Origin of the sequence: Embleya sp. NBC_00888, assembly GCF_045207655.1 — a bacterium.
GTDB lineage: Bacteria > Actinomycetota > Actinomycetes > Streptomycetales > Streptomycetaceae > Embleya.
Window position 1 is genome coordinate 763,335 of record NZ_CP108784.1, and the last position, 17,250, is coordinate 780,584.

The following is a 17,250-nucleotide window of genomic DNA, read 5'->3' on the forward strand; positions in this document are numbered from 1 at the left end:
GCTTCACTCCTCTACGATCATCCTGCGCAGACTGGGGCGACGGGGAGCGGCCGGTTCCTCCGACCACGGTGCGAGCGCGGCCACCGTCGGCAGGTCGAAGATCTTGCGGATGGGTATCTCGATCCCCATCTCGGCCCGGACGCGGCTGATCAGCCGGGTGGCGAGCAGGGAGTGCCCGCCGAGCGCGAAGAAGCTGTCGTCGATGCCGACCCGGTCCACGCCGAGCACCTCGCCGAACAGCGCGGCCAGCGCCTCCTCGCGAGGGGTACGGGGCGCGCGGTAGGCGGTGCCGGTGTACTCCGGCTCGGGCAGCGCGGCCCGGTCGAGCTTGCCGTTGGGCATCAGCGGCAGTCGGTCCAGGAGCACGAACGCGGACGGCACCATGAACTCGGGCAGCCGCTCGGCGGCGAACCGGCGGATCTGCTCGGCGTCAATCTCGCCCGACGGCACCACGTACGCGACAAGGCGCGTGCCGATGCCGCTCCCCCGGGCGACGACGGCGGCCTGGGCGAGCTCGGGGTGCGCGGTGAGCGCGGCGTCGACCTCGGCGGGTTCGATCCGGAAGCCGCGCACCTTGACCTGCGCGTCCCCGCGGCCCACGTACTCCAGTTGCCCCTCGTCGTTCCAGCGGGCCAGGTCCCCGGTGCGGTACATCCGCGAGCCGGCCGGGCCGAACGGGTCGGCGACGAAGCGCTCGGCGGTGAGTTCGGCGTGGCCGTGGTAGCCGCGGCCCACACTCCCGCCGACGTACAGCTCGCCGACCGCGCCCGGTGGGACCGGAGCCAGGCCGGGGCCGAGGACGTAGGTCCGCATGTTGCCGAGTGGGGTGCCGACGGGCGCGCTGCCCGAGCGGTCCCGGGGGTTCCCGGAGACGGTGCAGGTGGTGGCGTAGAACGACTCGCTCTGCCCGTAGGCGTTGACGATCCGTACGCCCGGGAAGGCGGCCCGCGTCTTGTCGACGAGCGAGGCGGGCAGCGCCTCGCCCGCGAAGACGACCGTCTCCACGGCGGTGCGCTCGGCGATCCCGTCGACGAGTTCGGCGAACGCGGACGGCACGGTGGAGATCACGCTGCCACGCCAACCCTCCCGTTCGCCCAGGACCAGGACGTCCCGGACCACTTCGACGACTCCGCCGCCGGCGAGGGTCGTGAAGATCTCGAACACCGAGACGTCGAAGTTGATCGACGTGCCCGCCAGGAGCCGCTTGCCCGGCTCCATGCCCACGCACGAGGCGAGCCGCAGCACGCCGTTGACCACGTTCGCGTGCGTGATGGCCACGCCCTTGGGCCTGCCCGTGGAGCCGGAGGTGTACATCACGTACGCCAACTGCTCCGCGTGGACCGGCGGTTCGGGGCCGGTGTCGGCATCGGACAGGTCGAGCGTGTCGAGCAGGACGTCGGGGGCGTCGTGCGCCGGCAACACCGCGACCGTCGCGGAGTGCGTCAGGACCAGGCACGGTCGCGCCGCCTCGAGGATGGCCTGGAGGCGATGGCTGGGGTACTTGGGGTCGACCGGCAGATAGGCGCCGCCCGCCTTCAGGACCGCGAGCAGGCCGACCACCAGGTCCGCCGATCGCGGCAGCGACACCGCGACCACCGACTCCGGGCCCACTCCGCGACCGGCCAGTTCGCGCGCGAGGCGATCGGCCCGGGCGTTCACCTCGCGGTACGTGAGCGACTCGCCCTCGGCGATGACGGCGACCTCGTCCGGGGTCCGCGCCGCCTGTGCCTCGACGAGGCCGTGGATCGTGACGTCCGGCGTGGGCATCGCGGTGTCGTTGAACTCCGTGAGAAGTCGATCGTGTTCGGCCCGCTCCAGGATGTCCACCCGGGCGACCACCGACCGGGGGTCGGCCGCCAACCGCCGGAGCACGCGGACGAGGCGGGCCGCGTAGACCTCCACCGTGTCCCGCTCGAAGACACCCGTCGCGTACTGGAGGGTGAGCTGGAGGTGCGGGTCGGCCGCCGCCATCAGGGCCAGCGGATAGTTGGTGGCCGAGGACGGGCGGAAACCGGTGAAGGCGATCCCGTCCGCGGCGTCGGCCGCGGCGGCGAGGCCATCCCGGTCGATCGGGTACGACTCGAAGACGACCAGCGTGTCGAACAGCGACGACAGGCCGACGGACTGCTGGATCTCCGTGAGCCCGTGGTGGTGGTGCTCCAGCAGATCGGCCTGCCGGCTCTGTAGCCGGGTGAGGACCTCGGCGACGGTGTCGCCGGGGGCGTACTCGACGCGGACCGGAATGGTGTTGATGAACATCCCGACCATCGAGTCGACGTCCGGCACCGCGGACGGGCGCCCGGAGACGGTGGCGCCGAACACCACGTCCCGGCGGCCGGTGAGCCCGCCGAGCAGCAGCGCCCAGGCACCCTGCACCAGGGTGTTCACGGTGACGCCCAGTTCGGCCGCGCACCGGCCCAGTTCGCGCGCCTCGTCGGGCGCGAGCGCGATGTCGACCTGGTCGACCCCCTCGGGGTCCGCGCCCTCGGAGCCGGGAGCCAGCAGCGTCGGCTCCTCGACTCCGTCGAGCTCGGCGGCCCACGCCCGTGCCGACGCGTCCCGGTCCTGCCGGACACGCCAGGCCAGGAACTCGCCGTAGCCGCGCGTGTCGGGCAGACCCGCGGGGTCGCCGTCGGCCGCGTAGAGCAGCAGCAGGTCCCGCATCAGCAGCGGCGTGGACCAGCCGTCGAACAGCACGTGGTGCGCGGTCAGTACGAGCTCGGCCCGACCGGGCTCGGGGACGACCAGTGCCAGCCGCATCAGCGGCGGGGTGCCCATGTCGAAGTGGGCCGCCCGGTCCCCGGCGAGGAACCGCTCGAACGTCTCGGTCCGCTCCGCCTCGCCGGCCGCGGTCAGGTCGAGGTACTGCCAGGGCACGGTCACCCCCGCCGCCGGCACCACCTGCACGACGTCGCCGTCGGCCCGGTCGACGAACGCCGCGCGAAGGCCGGTGTAGCGCTCCGACAGTGCCTGCCCGGCCCGGCGCACGCGTTCCGGGTCGACCTCGCCGGAGAGATGGAACACCAACTGCATGTGGTAGGCGTCGAAGGACGTCCCGGCCAGCGCCGTGTGGAACAGGATCCCGGCCTGCGCCGGGGTCGTCGGCCATATCTCGGTCAGCCTGCCGAACCGGGCCTCCCAGGTGTCGATCTCCTCCTGACGCACCTCGACCAACGGCGCGTCGGTCGGGGTCAGCCCGCCCGCGTCGGGGGTCTCGGCGTGCCCGGCCAGCGCGGTCAACGCCTGGAGCCACAGCCCGGCCAGCTCGGTCACCTCCTCGCGGGAGAGCACACCCGTGGGGAAGTCGAAGTAGGCGGTCAGCTCGTCACCGTCGACGGTGGGCGTGACCACCGCGTTGATCTCCAGGGCCGACAACACCGGCATGTCCGGGTCCGGCGCGGCGATCAGGTCCCGGTGCGTGCCGTCGAAGGCCCAGCCCTGGCCGCGCAGGTCTGCGGGAAGGTCGGCGTCGGAGATCCGGCCGAGGTAGTTGAAGCCGATCTGCGGTTCCCGCTCGCCGGCCAGCGCGGCGGCGGTGTCGTGGTCGAGCCTGCGGAGCAGGCCGTAGCCGATGCCGTTGTCCGGCACCGCCCGCACCTGCTCCTTGACCGCCTTGATCGCCCGGCCGGCGGCCGGACCACCGGCGAACGCGTCCGCCACATCGATCCCGGCCAGGTCCAGCCGCACCGGGAACGACGAGGTGAACCAGCCGATCGTGCCGGACAGGTCCGCGCCGGGTACCACGTGCTCCTCCCGGCCGTGCCCTTCCATCCGCACCAGCGCCGAGGACCCGAACCCGCCCCGGATCCGGTGCCGGCGGGCCAGCGCCAGCGCGAGCCCGGCCAACAGCCCGTCGTCCGTCCTGCCGCGGAACACCGCGGGCACCGTGGTCGACAGGGTCTCGGTGACATCCGCCGGCACCCGGACCCGGACCGTGTCCACGGTGGCCGCGACGTCCCGCGTGCGATCCAGCTCCCGGGCGCCCAACACCGGCTCGTCCGCGCGCAGGATCCGCTGCCACACGGGCAGTTCGGCCCTTCGCTCCGGACCGGCCGCCTCGTCGACCAAGGCATGCGCCCAGCGGCGCAACGAGGTGCCCGCCGGTGCCGGTTCCGGGGCGCGGCCGGCGCGCACCCGCTGCCAGGCGGATGCCAGGTCCGGGACCAGGATCCGCCACGACACCCCGTCGACGACCAGGTGGTGCAGCACGATCAACAGCCGGTCCGCACCGGGGTCGGTGGAGGTGAACCACACGAACTGCGCCATGACACCCGCGTCCGGGTCCAACCGGCCCGCGGCCGCGTCCAGTTCGGCGTGCACATCGGCGTCGCCGCCGGCGACCTCGCGCAGCAGCGCGCCGGCGTCGACGCTGCCGGGCGGCTCGATCCACAGGCCGGGCGGTGTGCGATCGAGCCGGGACCGCAGCACGTCGTGCCGATCCAGCACGGCCCGCACCGTGGCGAGCAGCCCTGCCCGGTCGATGTCCTCCGGCAGGGTCACCATGGCGGACATGCAGAACCGACCGATGCCGCCGCCCAGCGCGAGAACGTGCGCCGCCATCGGCGGCAGCGGGGCCCAGCCGACGCCACCCCCCGGCAACTCGGCCAGGGTCGAACTCTCCTCGTCCCGCTCGCCCTCCCGCTCGGCCACCAGTGCCGCGAGTCGGGCAACCGTGCGGTACTCGAAGATCTCCCGCACGCTGACCGCCATGCCGCGGGCCTTGGACCGCGCGACGACCTGGACGGAACGAATGCTGTCCCCGCCCAGGGCGAAGTAGTCGTCGTCGATGCCCACGCTCTCCAGGCCGAGCACTTCGGCCAACAGCGCGCACAAGGTCTCCTCGCGCCGGTCGCGCGGCGCCCGGCCGGTCGACACCTGCGCGTAGTCCGGTGCCGGCAGCGCCCGCCGGTCCAGTTTCCCGTTCGGCGTCAGCGGGATCTCCGAGAGCGGCACCAGCGCGGAGGGCACCATGTAGTCCGGCAGGTGCCCGCGCAGGTACTCGGGCAGTTCGGCGAGCAGCGCACCGATCGCCTGATCGAGGGCCGGGCCCCGCTCATCCGTCGCGGCGCCGGCATCGGCGACCGCGGCGTCCGCCTTGGGCACCACATAGCCGACCAGGCGCTTGTCGTCCTGCCGGTCCTCACGAACCACGACCACCGCCCGGGCCACTCCGGGGTGCCCGGCCAGCACATGCTCGATCTCACCCGGCTCGATCCGGAACCCCCGGATCTTCACCTGGAAATCGGTCCGTCCGACGTACTCCAGCCGACCGTCCCTGCTCCACCGCACCAGGTCGCCGGTGCGATACATCCGCGCACCGGCGGGACCGAACGGGCAGGCCACGAACCGCTCCGAGGTCGACTCGGGGCGACCGGAATAGCCCCGGGCCAACCCGTCGCCGGCGATGTACAACTCGCCCTGCACCCCACGCGGAACCGGACCCAGCGCGGCGTCGAGCACGTACACCCGGGTGTTCCCGATCGGCGACCCGATCGCCACACCCGTCCCGGCCTCGACGGGTGCCATGGTCGACCAGATCGTCGTCTCGGTCGGACCGTACACATTCGACACTTCGGCGGCCTCGGCGACCAGCGTCTCGGCCAGCCGGGCCGGCAACGCCTCACCGCCGACCAGAATCCGCAGACCCCGCGCGGCGGTCGGCTCGTGTGTCATCAGCATCTGCCAGAACGCCGGAGTCGCCTGCACGACGGTGACCGCGTGGCGGCGCAGCACCGCCACGACGGCCGACGGATCGGAGACGGTGTCCTTCCCCGCGAGCACCACCGCCGCTCCGGAGATCAACGGCAGGTACAGCTCGAGTGCCGCGATGTCGAACGAGATCGTGGTCACCGCGAGCCACCGGTCCGCCGCCGACAGCGGGACCCGCCGGCTCATCGTGGCCAGGAAGTTCGCCAGCGCGCCGCGGGAGACCGCCACGCCCTTCGGGTTCCCCGTCGAACCCGAGGTGTAGATGACGTACGCGGTGTTCTCCGGCGAGACGCGCACGGCCGGCGCCGAGTCCGGATACCCGGAACAGTCCGCACCTGCCCACGCATCGGCGTCGAGCACGAGCGCCGGGCGGGAGTCCTCGAGGATGTAGTCGATCCGGGACCGCGGATGGTCCGGGTCGATCGGGATGTAGGCCGCGCCCGCCTTCGCCACCGCCAGCAGCGCGACCACGAGATCCGCGGACCGGGGCAGCCGCACGGCCACCGACGACTCCGGCCGCACCCCGCGATCGATCAGCCAGTGCGCCAGCCGGTTGGCCCGCGCGTGCAACTCCCCATAGGTGAGCGAGTTCTCCTCGCCGATGACGGCGAGCGCGTCCGGTGTCGTGTGTGCCCACCGGACCACCGTCTCCACCAGGCCCGGCTCGAGCGTCGGCTCGACCGTGTCGTTCACCGTGCGCAGCAACCATCCGCGCTCGTCCTCGCCGAGCACATCGAGGTCTGCGACACCCACCCCCCGATCGGCGGCCACCTGCGCCAGGATGCGCACGAATCGGTCGACGATGTCGGCAGCCGTGGCATGGTCGAACAGTTCCGTCGCGTACTCGAGTCGTCCGTGCGCGCGCCCGGACGCGTCCGGGACGATGTTGAGGTACAGGTCGAACTTCGCGGTGTCGGTGCCCAGGGGAACGGGGGTGACCCGCAGATCCGGCATCTCGATCGGCGGCCACAGGAACTGCCACGCCAGCATCACCTGGAACAGCGGCTGGTACGCGGTGGAACGCTCCAGGTTGAGCAGTTCCACCAGCCGCTCGAACGGGACGTCCTGGTTGTCGTACGCGGCGAGCGACTTGTCCCGCACCTGATCCAGCAGTTCGCCGAACGACGGGCTCCCCGACAGGTCGGCGCGCAGCACCCAGGTGTTGATGAAGAACCCGATCAGATCGGCCAGGGCGTCGTCGGTGCGCCCCTCGATCGGGCTGCCGATCGTCACGTCCGCACCGCCGCCCAGCTTCTGCAGCAGCACCGCCAGCGCGGCCTGGGCCACCATCGGCGCCGTGGCCCCGCGGTCCGCGGCCAGCTTCCCGATCCCGGCGAGCACCTCGGGTTCCAGCTCGAAGGAGACATGGCCGCCGCGGTGGCCGGCCACCGTCGGCCGGGGGCGGTCCAGCGGCAACTGCACCGGCTGCGGAACCCCCGCCAATTCCTGCTTCCAGTAGTCCAGTTGCGCCGCGGCGATGCTCTCCGGGTCGGCTTCGTCGCCCAGCAGCTGCTGCTGCCACAGCGTGTAGTCCCGGTACTGCACCGGAAGCGGCGTCCACCGAGGCGCGCTCCCCTGGCGGCGGGCCGAGTACGCCGACACCAGGTCCCGCAGGAACGGCGCCATCGACGACCCGTCCGCGGCGATGTGGTGGAACACGAACACCAACACGTGTTCCCGCGGGGCGACCCGGAAGACGGTCGCCCGCAGGGGCAGCGCCGCCGCCAGGTCGAATCCCTCGCACGCGAGCTCGTGCAGCGCGGCGTCCACCGCGTCCGCGGTCGTGTCGACCACCGGGACCGGGAGGACCGCCTCCTCCGGGGCCAGGATCCGCTGCTCCGGTGTGCCGTCCGCGTCCTCCACGATCAAGGTGCGCAGGCTCTCGTGCCGGGTGAGGACGTCCGTCACCGCCGCGGCCAGGGCCGCGGTGTCCAGAGCCCCTTCCAGACGCAGCACGAACGGGATGTTGTAGGTCGCGGACGGGCCTTCCAGACGATGGAGGAACCACAGCCGACGCTGGGCGAAGGACAACGGGATCATCGGCGTTACTCCTGCACCTTCATCTGTCGCAGCTGGGGGCGTTTCGACGTGGCGAGCTTCTCCAGCCCGACCGCCAACTGGGCGACGGTCGGATTGCGGAACACCGTCGTGACCTTCACGTCGACGTTGAGTTCGCTGCGGATGCGCCCGGTCAGCCGGGTGGCCAGCAGCGAATGCCCACCGTGCGCGAAGAAGTCGACGTCGATGCCGACCTCCGGCACATCGAGCAGCTCGGCGAACAGCCGGCAGAGCACTTCCTCGGTGTGGTTGCGCGGCCCTCGTCCGGTCGCGGCCTCGGCTCGGTCGGGTGCGGGGAGCGCCTTGCGGTCGAGCTTCCCGCTCGGTGTCACGGGGAACTCGGCGAGCGGCACGATCGCCGAAGGGACCATGTATTCCGGCAACCGCTCCCGGGCCAGCTCCGTCAGGGCGGCGATGTCCAGGTCCGCCGCCTGCGCCTTGCCGCTGCCCGGCACCACGTACGCGACCAGCCGCTGGTCACCGGCGCGTTCCTCGCGCACCACGACCACCGCGTGCTCGACGTCCGGGTGCGCGGTCAGCGCCGCCTCCACCTCGCTCAGCTCGATCCGGAAGCCGCGGATCTTGACCTGGAAGTCGGTGCGGCCGATGTACTCGACCTGGTCGTCCGGGTTCCACCGCACCAGGTCCCCGGTGCGGTACATCCGGGTCCCCGGTTCCCCGTACGGACAGGCCACGAAGCGGTTCGCGGTCAGCTCCGGCTGCCCGAGGTAGCCCCTGGCGAGCCCGGCACCGGCCAGGTACAGCTCACCGGCGACCCCGGGCGGGACCGGGCGCAGCGCCGCGTCCAGCACGTACACCTGGGTGTTCCACACCGGTGCGCCGATCGGCACCCGGTCCGCACCGGGCACGTGCTGCCATGCGGTGACCTCGACCGCCGCCTCGGTGGGGCCGTAGAGGTTGTGCACGCCGCAATCCGGCAGCAGTTCGACGACCCGGTTCGCCAGCGCGGCCGGGAACGCCTCGCCGGCGACCTCGATCCAGCGCAGGCTCGTGCACTGCTTGGCCGAGGGTTCGGCAACGAACGCCTCCAGCAGGGAGGGCACGAAGTCCGCGCCGGTCACCCGCTCCCGGCGGATCAATTCGGCCAGGTACGCCGGATCGCGGCGCCCGTCCGGCCGCGCGATCACCACGGCCGCTCCGACCTGCAAGGGGGCGAACAGCTCGGGCACCGACACGTCGAAGCTCGCCGACGTGCTGAGCAGCACCCGGTCCTCGACGCCGACGTCGAAGTGCGCCAGACCCCACTTCAACCGGTTCATGATCGACCGGTGCGAGACCTGCACACCCTTGGGACCACCGGTGGACCCGGAGGTGTAGATGACGTACGCGGCGTTGTCCGGCGACAACACCCGTTCCGGGTTCACCACCGGGTATCCGGACACGTCCGGGAGCGCCCCGTCGAGCACCAGCAGCGGCTCGGCGCCGTCCAGCACGTGCCGCACCCGGTCCGCGGGCAGGTCGACGTCCACCGGCAGGTAGGCCGCCCCCGCCTTGACCACCGCGTAGATCGCCACCATCAGATCCACGGAGCGAGGGATCCGCACCGCGACCGGCCGTTCCGGGCCGGCGCCCTGCACCACCAGCCAATGCGCGAGCTGATTGGCACGCCGGTTGAACTCCCGGTAGGTCAGCGTCTCGTGCTCACCGATCAATGCCACTCGGTCGGGGTCGCGCGCCACCCGGGCCTCGAACGCGCCCGGCAGGGTGTCCGCGGCCACCGGGTGCCCGGTGTCGTTGACCCGCCGTACCAGTCGGTCCCGCTCCTCCCGCGTCAGCACCTCGAGGGCGCCGACCGGCGCGGTCGGGTCGGCGAGCACCTGCTCCAGCACTCGGACGAGTCGGGCGGCGATCACCTCGGCCGCGTCACGGTCGTACAGGTTGTTCTGGTAGTCGAGGGAGAGCCGCAGGTAGGGGTCGGAGGCGTTGAGGGTGAGCGGGTAGTGCGAGCCCGCGAACGGCCGGATGGCGTCGATCGTGAAGCCTGCCGAGGTGTTCGCCTCGACCATGCCCTCGCGGTCGATCGGGTAGGACTGGAACACCACGATCGTGTCGAACAGGGCGGGCAGCCCGACGCCGCGCTGGATGTCGGCCAGCCCGTGGTAGTTGTGGTCGAGCAGCGCGGTCTGCCGCTGCTGGAGCTCGGTGACGACCCGGGCCACGCTGTCGTCCGGTCCGCAGAACACCCTGATCGGCAGGGTGTTGATGAACAGGCCGACCATCTCGTCCGAACCGAGCAGGTCCGCCGGGCGACCGTTGACGGCGGCGCCGAACACCACGTCGCGTTGCCCGGTCAGCTTCGCGAGCAGGATCGCCCACGCGGCCTGCAGGAGCGTGTTCAGCGTGACCCCGAGTTCCGCGGCGCGCCGGGCGAGTTCACGTCCCTTGTCGATCGACAGCGGTACCTCGACCCGTCCCAGGGCGGACGCCGCCTCCTGGAAGGGGGTGTTCGGGGCCACCAGGGTCGGCTGGTCGAATCCGGCGAGCTCGGCGGCCCATCGGGCGGCCGAGGCCTCCCGATCCTGGGCGGTCAGCCAGGCCAGGTAGTCACCGTAGCTGCGGACCGGGGCGAGGTCGCGGGCCCCGGAGTACAACCGGATCAGATCCGTGATCACCAGCGGCGACGACCAGCCGTCGAACAGGGCGTGGTGCGCGGTGATGACCAGTTTCGCCCGCTGCGGCCCGCAGGTGAGCAGAGCCAGCCGGATCAGCGGCGGCCGGGTGGGATCGAGTTGGTCGGCCCGGTCCTCGGCGAGGAACCCGTCCAGCGCCGCGTCCTGTTCGGCGTCGCCGAGACCGGTCAGGTCGATGTGCCGCCACGGCATGGGCACGTGTTCCGGCACCACCTGCACCGGTTCGCCGCCGGCTTCGGTGACGAACGCGGAGCGCAGGTTCGGGTACCGCCCGAGCAGCGCCTGTCCGGCCGTTCGCATGCGCGCCGGGTCCACGTGCCCGGACAGGTGCAGCACGAACTGCATGTGGTAGACGTCGAAGGTGCCGTCGGCGAGCGCGGCCTGGAACAGGATGCCGGACTGCGCCGGGGGCATCGGCCATACCTCGGTCAGCCGGCCGTGCCGCGCCTCCCAGGTCTCGATCTCGTCCTGCCGCACCGAGACCAGCGGGGTGTCCGAGGGCGTCAGCCCGCCGATCTCCGGGTGCGCGGCGTAGCGGGCCATGCCGTGCAGCACCTCGACCCACAGGTCGGCCAGTTCGGCGGTGCGCTCGCGGGACAACACCCCGGTGGGGAACATGAAGACCGCCTGCAACCGGGCGCCCTCGGGGGTGTCCGTGACGACCGCGTTGACCTCCAGCGCGGACAGCGCGGGCAGGTCCGGGTCGGGCGCCGGGATCAGCTCGGCGGACCAGGAGGCCGGTCCCCATCCGTGCGCGCGCAGGTGTTCGGGTACGTCGGCGTCGGAAAGCCGGCCGAGGTAGTTGAACCCGAGCTGCGGTACCGGGAGTTCGGCGAGCTGCTCGGCGGTCTCCGGGTTCAGGTGACGCAGCAGTCCGTAGCCCAAACCCTTGTCCGGGATCGCGCGCAGTTGTTCCTTGACCAGCTTGATCGCCTGCCCGGCGGCGGGGCCGCCGGCGAGCACGTCGGCCGGGTCCACGCCTCGCACGTCGACCCGGGCGGGGTACATGCTGGTGAACCACCCGACGGTCCGGGACAGGTCGGCCCCGGGGACGACGGCTTCCTCGCGGCCGTGCCCCTCCAGCCGGATCAGGGTCGAGCGGTCCGCGCCGCGCCACCGGTTCACCGCCAGGGCGAGCGCGGCGAGCAGCACGTCCGTCCCGGTGCCCTTGAACGCCGCGGGGAGCCTGGTCAGTACCGCCTCGGTGACGTCGGCGGGCAGGTGCACCCGCACGTCGTCGAGCGTGGACATCACATCGACCGCCGGATCGAAGGCCCGGGTGCCCAGCGGGGGGTTCGGCGCGGCGAGCATGTCCCGCCACAAGGCGAGTTCCGCTTCCCGCTCCGCGGTGAGCGCCTCGGCCTGCAGCGCCGACGCCCAGCGGCGGGCCGAGGTCCCCACCGCGGGCAGCTCGGGCGTGCGGCCGGAGCGGACCTGCTGCCACGCCTCGGCGAGGTCCGACATCAGGATCCGCCAGGAGACGCCGTCCACCACCAGGTGGTGCAGCACCACGAGCAGCCGACCCGCGCCCGAATCCGCGGCGAACCAGACGAATTCCGCCATGGTCCCGGCTTCCGGGTCCAGTCGCCCGGTCGCCTCGTCCAGCTCCGTCTTCGCCCGGTCGAGCAGGGACGGGTCCTCCCACCGACCGTCGCACGGGACCCGGCGGATCAGGTCCGCCGCTCGCACGGTGCCCGGTGGACGCGCGACGAGGGAGGGTTCGTCGCCGCGCACCAACTGTGCGCGCAGCAGGTCGTGCCGGTCGAGTACGGCGTCCAGCGTCGCGGCCAATGCGTTCGCGTCGATGTCCGCGGGCAACTCCAGCGCCAGCGCCATGGCGAACCGATTCGTGCCGCCGCCGTGCTCGAACACCTGGCGCGCCACCGGCTGCAACGGCATCGGGCCGACGCCGCCGCCCTCGTCCTCGGCGAGCACGGGCATCCGGTCCCCGTGGGCGGAGGCCACCTCGGCCAGCCGGGCCGCCGTGCGGCACTCGAAGATCTCCCGCGTGGTGAGCTCCAGGCCCCGGGCCCGGGCCCGGGCCACCACCTGGATCGACCGCAGGCTGTCCCCGCCCACCGCGAAGAAGTCGTCGTCGATGCCGACCCGTTCGACACCGAGCACGTCCGCGTAGGCCGCGGTGATGATCGCCTCGGCCTCGGTGCGCGGCTCCTGGTAGGTCTCGCCGACGAACTCCGGTTCGGGCAGCGCCGACCGGTCCAGCTTGCCGGTCGGCCCGTAGGGCATCCGGCCCAGGACCACGAAGGCCGACGGCACCATGTAGTCGGGCAGTCGTGCCGCGACGAACCTGCGCAGTTCGGCGGCCGAGGCACCGGACTGCACGTCCACGTCGCCGATGCCGCCGGCGCCGTCGTCACCGACGGCTTCCCCGCCCGTGTGCACCACGTACGCGACGAGCCGCCGCCCGCCCGAGGGCACCTCCCGGCTGACCACCACCGCCTGGCTGATCCCGGGGTGCGACTCGCACGCCGCTTCGACCTCGGCCGTCTCGATCCGGAAGCCGCGCACCTTCACCTGGCCGTCGCTGCGGCCGACGCACTCCAGTTGCCCGCGCGCGTTCCAGCGGGCCAGGTCGCCGGTGCGGTACATCCGCTCGCCGGCGGGGCCGAAGGGGTTCGCCACGAACCGCTCGGCGGTTTGGCCCGGGCGGCCGTGGTAGCCGCGGCCGAGGCAGGTGCCCACCACGTACAGCTCGCCGATCACGCCCTGCGGCGCCGGGACCAGTCCCGGGCCCAGCACGTAGGCGCGCATGTTCCCCAGCGGGGTGCCGATCGGCGCGACCTCGCTCTCCGCCCATTCCTCGGACGCCGCGAGGGAGAACGTGGTGGCGTAGAAACTCTCGCTCTGCCCGTAGGAGTTCACCACCTGCACGCCCGGCAGCGCCTCGCGCACCTGCCGTACCAGTCGGGCCGGGAGCACGTCACCCGCGAAGACGACGGTACGGACGCCGGTCGTCTTCCCCAGTTGGCCGACCAGTTCCCCGAGCACCGAGGGAACCGCGCTGATCACGTCGCCGGCCCAGGTGTCCCGCTCGCCGAGCACCAGCGCGTTCGGCACCACCTCGGCCGTGCCGCCGGTGGACAGGGTGGTCAGCAGCTCGAAGACCGAGACGTCGAAGTTCACCGAGGTGCCGGCGAGCATCCGCCAACCGGGCGGCGCGTCCAGCACGCGCACCAGCTCCCGCACGCCGTTGACGACACTGCGGTGGGTGATCGCGGCACCCTTGGGCTTGCCCGTGGAACCGGAGGTGTACATGACGTACGCCAGGTTGTCCGGAGCCAGCGGCGAGATCCGGCTCGTGTCGTCCGGCGCTCCCTCGGGCGAGTCCCAGTCCGCGCGGTGGTCCAGGTCGATCGTCGCGATGTCGTTGCGCGGCAGGTCCCGCCACGTCTCGGTGTCGGTGACCGCGAACCGCGGAGCCGCTTCGGAGAGCACGCTCGCCGCTCGCCCGCCGAGGTACTGCGGGTCCATCGGCAGGTACCCGGCACCGGACTTGAGGATCCCGAGCAGGCCGACCACCAGGTCCTCGGTGCGCGGCAACGCCAGCACCACCAGGTCTTCCGGGCCGGCACCGCGCCGGATCAGCTCCCACGCGACGGCGTTCGCCCGGTCGTCGAGCTCCCGATAGGTCAGCGTCCGGTCGTCGCACACGATCGCCGGGGTGTCCGGCGTCATGGCCACCCGGCTCTCGAACAACTCCGGGATCGTCAGCTCGGACACCTCCGTGGCGGTGTCGTTGAACCGGACGAGCACCCGGTCCCGCTCGGCCTCGTCGAGCACGTCGAGGCCGCCGATCCTGCTCCCCGCGTCGGCCACCAGCCGGCCCAGCACCCGCACGAACCGGTTCGCGATGCCCTCGGCCGTGTCCCGGTCGAACAGGTCGGTTCCGTACTCCAGCCGGCAGTCCGCCTCGCCCGAGCCGTTCGGGAGCATGTCGAAGAACAGGTCGAACTTGGCCGTGTTGGTCTCGAGCTTCTCGGCCCGCACCTCCAGGCCCGGCAGTTCCAGATCCGGCACGGGCGGCTGCCAGGAGAGCATCACCTGGAAGAACGGGCGGTAGGCGGTGGACCGGTCCGGGTTCAGCAGTTCCACCAACCGCTCGAACGGCATGTCCTGGTTGTCGTACGCGGCGAGGGCCCGGTCCCGCACCCGCTGGAGCAGTTCGCCGAAGGTCGGGTTCCCGGAGAGGTCGACGCGCAGCACCCAGGTGTTGACGAAGAAGCCCACGAGGTCCCGCAGTTCCTCGTCGGTACGACCCGCGATCGGTGCGCCGATGGGCACGTCGTCACCGCAGCCGAGGTGGTGCAGGAGCACCGCCAGCGCGGAGTGCATGACCATCGAGATCGTGGTGTCCGCCTGCGCGGCCAGCTTCTCCACCGACCGGAGCAGGTCGGCGTCGATGGAGAAGGGCACCACGTCACCGCGGCTGCTCATCGCCTTCGGGCGCGGACGATCGGTGGGTATCGCCAGCGGCTGGGCCAGATCGGCCAGGTTCTCGCGCCAGTACTCCAGTTGGCGGGCCGCCAGGCTGTCCGGGTCGGACTCGTCGCCGAGCAGGTCGCGCTGCCACAGCGTGTAGTCCGCGTACTGCACCGGCAGCGGCTCCCACGCCGGGGCCCTGCCCTGTCGGCGGGCCGCGAAGGCCGTGGTGAAGTCGCGGAACAACGGCCCGAAGGACTCGCCGTCCACCGCGATGTGGTGTGCCACCAGCACCAGGGTGTGCTCGCGCGGCCCGCACCGCACCAACTTGGCCCGGATCGGCATGTCGGCGGCCAGGTCGAAGCACTCGCCCGCCATCTCCTCGACCACCGCCGCCCGTTCCGCCTCGGCAACCTCGACCACCGGCAGGTCGAACGGCTTGCGATCGAAGGGCAGCACCTGCTGGTACGGGACCCCGTCGTCGTCCTCGACGATCACCGTGCGCAGGACCTCGTGTCTGTCGATGACATCGCGGAGCGCCGACTCCAGCGCAGCCACGCTCAGCTCACCGGTCAGCCGCAGGGCGAAAGCGCCGTTGTAGGTCGGCGACGGGCCTTCGAACCGGTCCACGAACCACAGCCGACGCTGCGCGAACGACAACGGGATCATTGTGTCTCCAAATCGGCAGAACTACCGGGAAGCAATCCGCCACTCAGTTCTGATCGAGCACCGTCAAGAGGTCGGCGTTGTAGAAGTCGTCCAAGGTGCACGCGCCCGACACCGTCGAGAAGTACCGGTCGATCAACTCCTGGTGACCGACCAGTTTCCGCAACATCTCCGTCCGCCCCTCGGGCTTGAGCTCGGCCACGTTGAGCACGCCCTGGTAGAGGTTGAGGAAGTTGTCGGTCAGGTCGTTCTCGTAGCGCCGCAGCGCCGCCTTGAGCGCGGTGTCGTCGTGCAGCCGCTCCCCGATGCGGTCGGTGAGCGACTGCGCCTGGATGAAGGCGTCGGTGATGCCGCGCGCCGTGATGGAGTCCTTGTGGTGCACCGCGTCACCGAGCAGCACCCACCCGGGCCCGTAGGCCTTGCGGAAGTAGTTCTCCTGGTGCCCGGTGCCGTACATCTGCTCCACGCGCTTGCCTGCCGACATGCGCTCGGCCAACTCGGGGCTGGTCGAGCGGACGGCCTCCAGGTAGGCGGGTTCCACCGCGGTGCGGACCTTGGTGAACTCGTCCTGCGGGAAGTAGGTCATGATCAGCGTGAGATCGTCGTTGGTGGGGAGAGTGGCGATCCAGCGCCCCGGGCGCTCGTACAGCTCGAAGCCCGCGGGAACCCCGGCCCAGTAGCTGTAGTAGACGCAGCTCATCCGCGGGTGCTCGACGACGTTCGGCGCACCGACCTTGCGGGCCACCAGCGATCGCATGCCGTCCGCGCCGACCACCAGCCGAGCCCGATCCGTCGCCTCGGCGCCGCCGGGCGTGCTGTACCGCACCCCGACGACCCGGTCGTCCTCGAACACCAGGTCGGTGACCGCGCAGGATTCCCGAAACTCCACACCGGCCGCCACGGCACCGTCCGCGAGGATCGGGTCGAGCACGAACCGCCTGGGCGCGTAGGTCGTCCGGTAGCCGTCGACCGGCAGGGAGAAGCCGTCCAGCCGGACGCCGGGCCCCTGGTAGCTCTCCTGGTTGATCGGCGCGCAGCCCGTGTCGCGCAGCTTGTCGAGCAACCCCCATCGACCGAGCAGCGCCACGCCCGGCTGGTGGATGTAGTGCGAGGACAGGGTGTCCTGCGGGAAACGCGCTTTCTCCAGGAGCAGGACGCGATATCCCTGCTGCGCGAACAACATGGCCGCCGGCGAACCCGCACAACGGGCACCTATGACAATTACGTCGTACATGGCGCCTCTCTTGCCAAGTGGTTTATGGATCCCGACGCGGCCGCAGCCGGAATTGTCGCCTTGCCCGAGCACACCGCCGATGCGGCGGCCGAAACGACCACCGCAGAACACGAATGTGATGCCCACCGTTCCGAATCGGCGGGAGAAATACACCCGGCGCCGTATCGGCCCGATGTAATCGGTCCCGAGGAACGGTCACCGGGAACCGGCCGTTCCCGCCCGCCCGTCCCTGTGAAGTCGCCCGAAGCTACTGGGTTACCGCGCCCATGGATTCGATGTACGCGGAAATCGACGCCACCGTCGGATTGAGGTACATCTGGTCCGCCGGGACCTCGACGTCCAGCTCCTCGATGAAAGCGCCCTGGATCCTGGCCATAATCACGGACTGACCGCCCAGGGCAAAGAAGTTGTCGTCGACGGATATGTCGTCGCGCTGAAGTTCCCGGCACCAGATGGCGCGTACTCGCTCGGCAATCATCACAGTCCTCTCGG

Annotated in this window: 4 protein-coding genes; all 4 read right to left on the bottom strand. The window is 71.5% G+C overall.

All coding sequences use genetic code 11. From position 1 onward, the window contains the following. Window positions 1-3 precede the first annotated feature (3 nt). The 4 genes from OG948_RS03205 to OG948_RS03220 all read right to left on the bottom strand — a co-directional run bounded on the left by OG948_RS03205 (window position 4) and on the right by OG948_RS03220 (window position 17,236). A complete protein-coding gene (locus OG948_RS03205) occupies window positions 4-7,749 on the bottom strand; it encodes an amino acid adenylation domain-containing protein (RefSeq protein ID WP_406293652.1) in 7,746 nt (2,581 codons plus the stop codon). A gap of 5 nt (window positions 7,750-7,754) precedes the next feature. Beyond that, window positions 7,755-15,527, bottom strand: coding sequence for an amino acid adenylation domain-containing protein (locus OG948_RS03210; RefSeq protein ID WP_406293654.1), 7,773 nt, complete (start codon window positions 15,525-15,527; stop codon window positions 7,755-7,757). Window positions 15,528-15,570: 43 nt separating this feature from the next. After that, the gene (locus OG948_RS03215) at window positions 15,571-16,758 is read right to left on the bottom strand and encodes an NAD(P)/FAD-dependent oxidoreductase (RefSeq protein ID WP_406293655.1); all 1,188 of its coding nucleotides are present in this window, start codon (window positions 16,756-16,758) and stop codon (window positions 15,571-15,573) included. A 247-nt stretch (window positions 16,759-17,005) separates the two neighbouring features. Then, window positions 17,006-17,236 (bottom strand): acyl carrier protein, encoded by a 231-nt coding sequence (locus OG948_RS03220; RefSeq protein WP_406293657.1) that lies wholly within the window; start codon window positions 17,234-17,236, stop codon window positions 17,006-17,008. Between the last annotated feature and the right edge of the window lie 14 nt (window positions 17,237-17,250).

Excerpts from the sequence above, each read along its gene's own strand:
- OG948_RS03205 (WP_406293652.1), bottom strand. The coding sequence starts at position 7,749 with ATGATCCCGTTGTCCTTCGCCCAGCGTCGGCTGTGGTTCCTCCATCGT.
- OG948_RS03210 (WP_406293654.1), bottom strand. The coding sequence starts at position 15,527 with ATGATCCCGTTGTCGTTCGCGCAGCGTCGGCTGTGGTTCGTGGACCGG.
- OG948_RS03215 (WP_406293655.1), bottom strand. The coding sequence starts at position 16,758 with ATGTACGACGTAATTGTCATAGGTGCCCGTTGTGCGGGTTCGCCGGCG.
- OG948_RS03220 (WP_406293657.1), bottom strand. The coding sequence starts at position 17,236 with ATGATTGCCGAGCGAGTACGCGCCATCTGGTGCCGGGAACTTCAGCGC.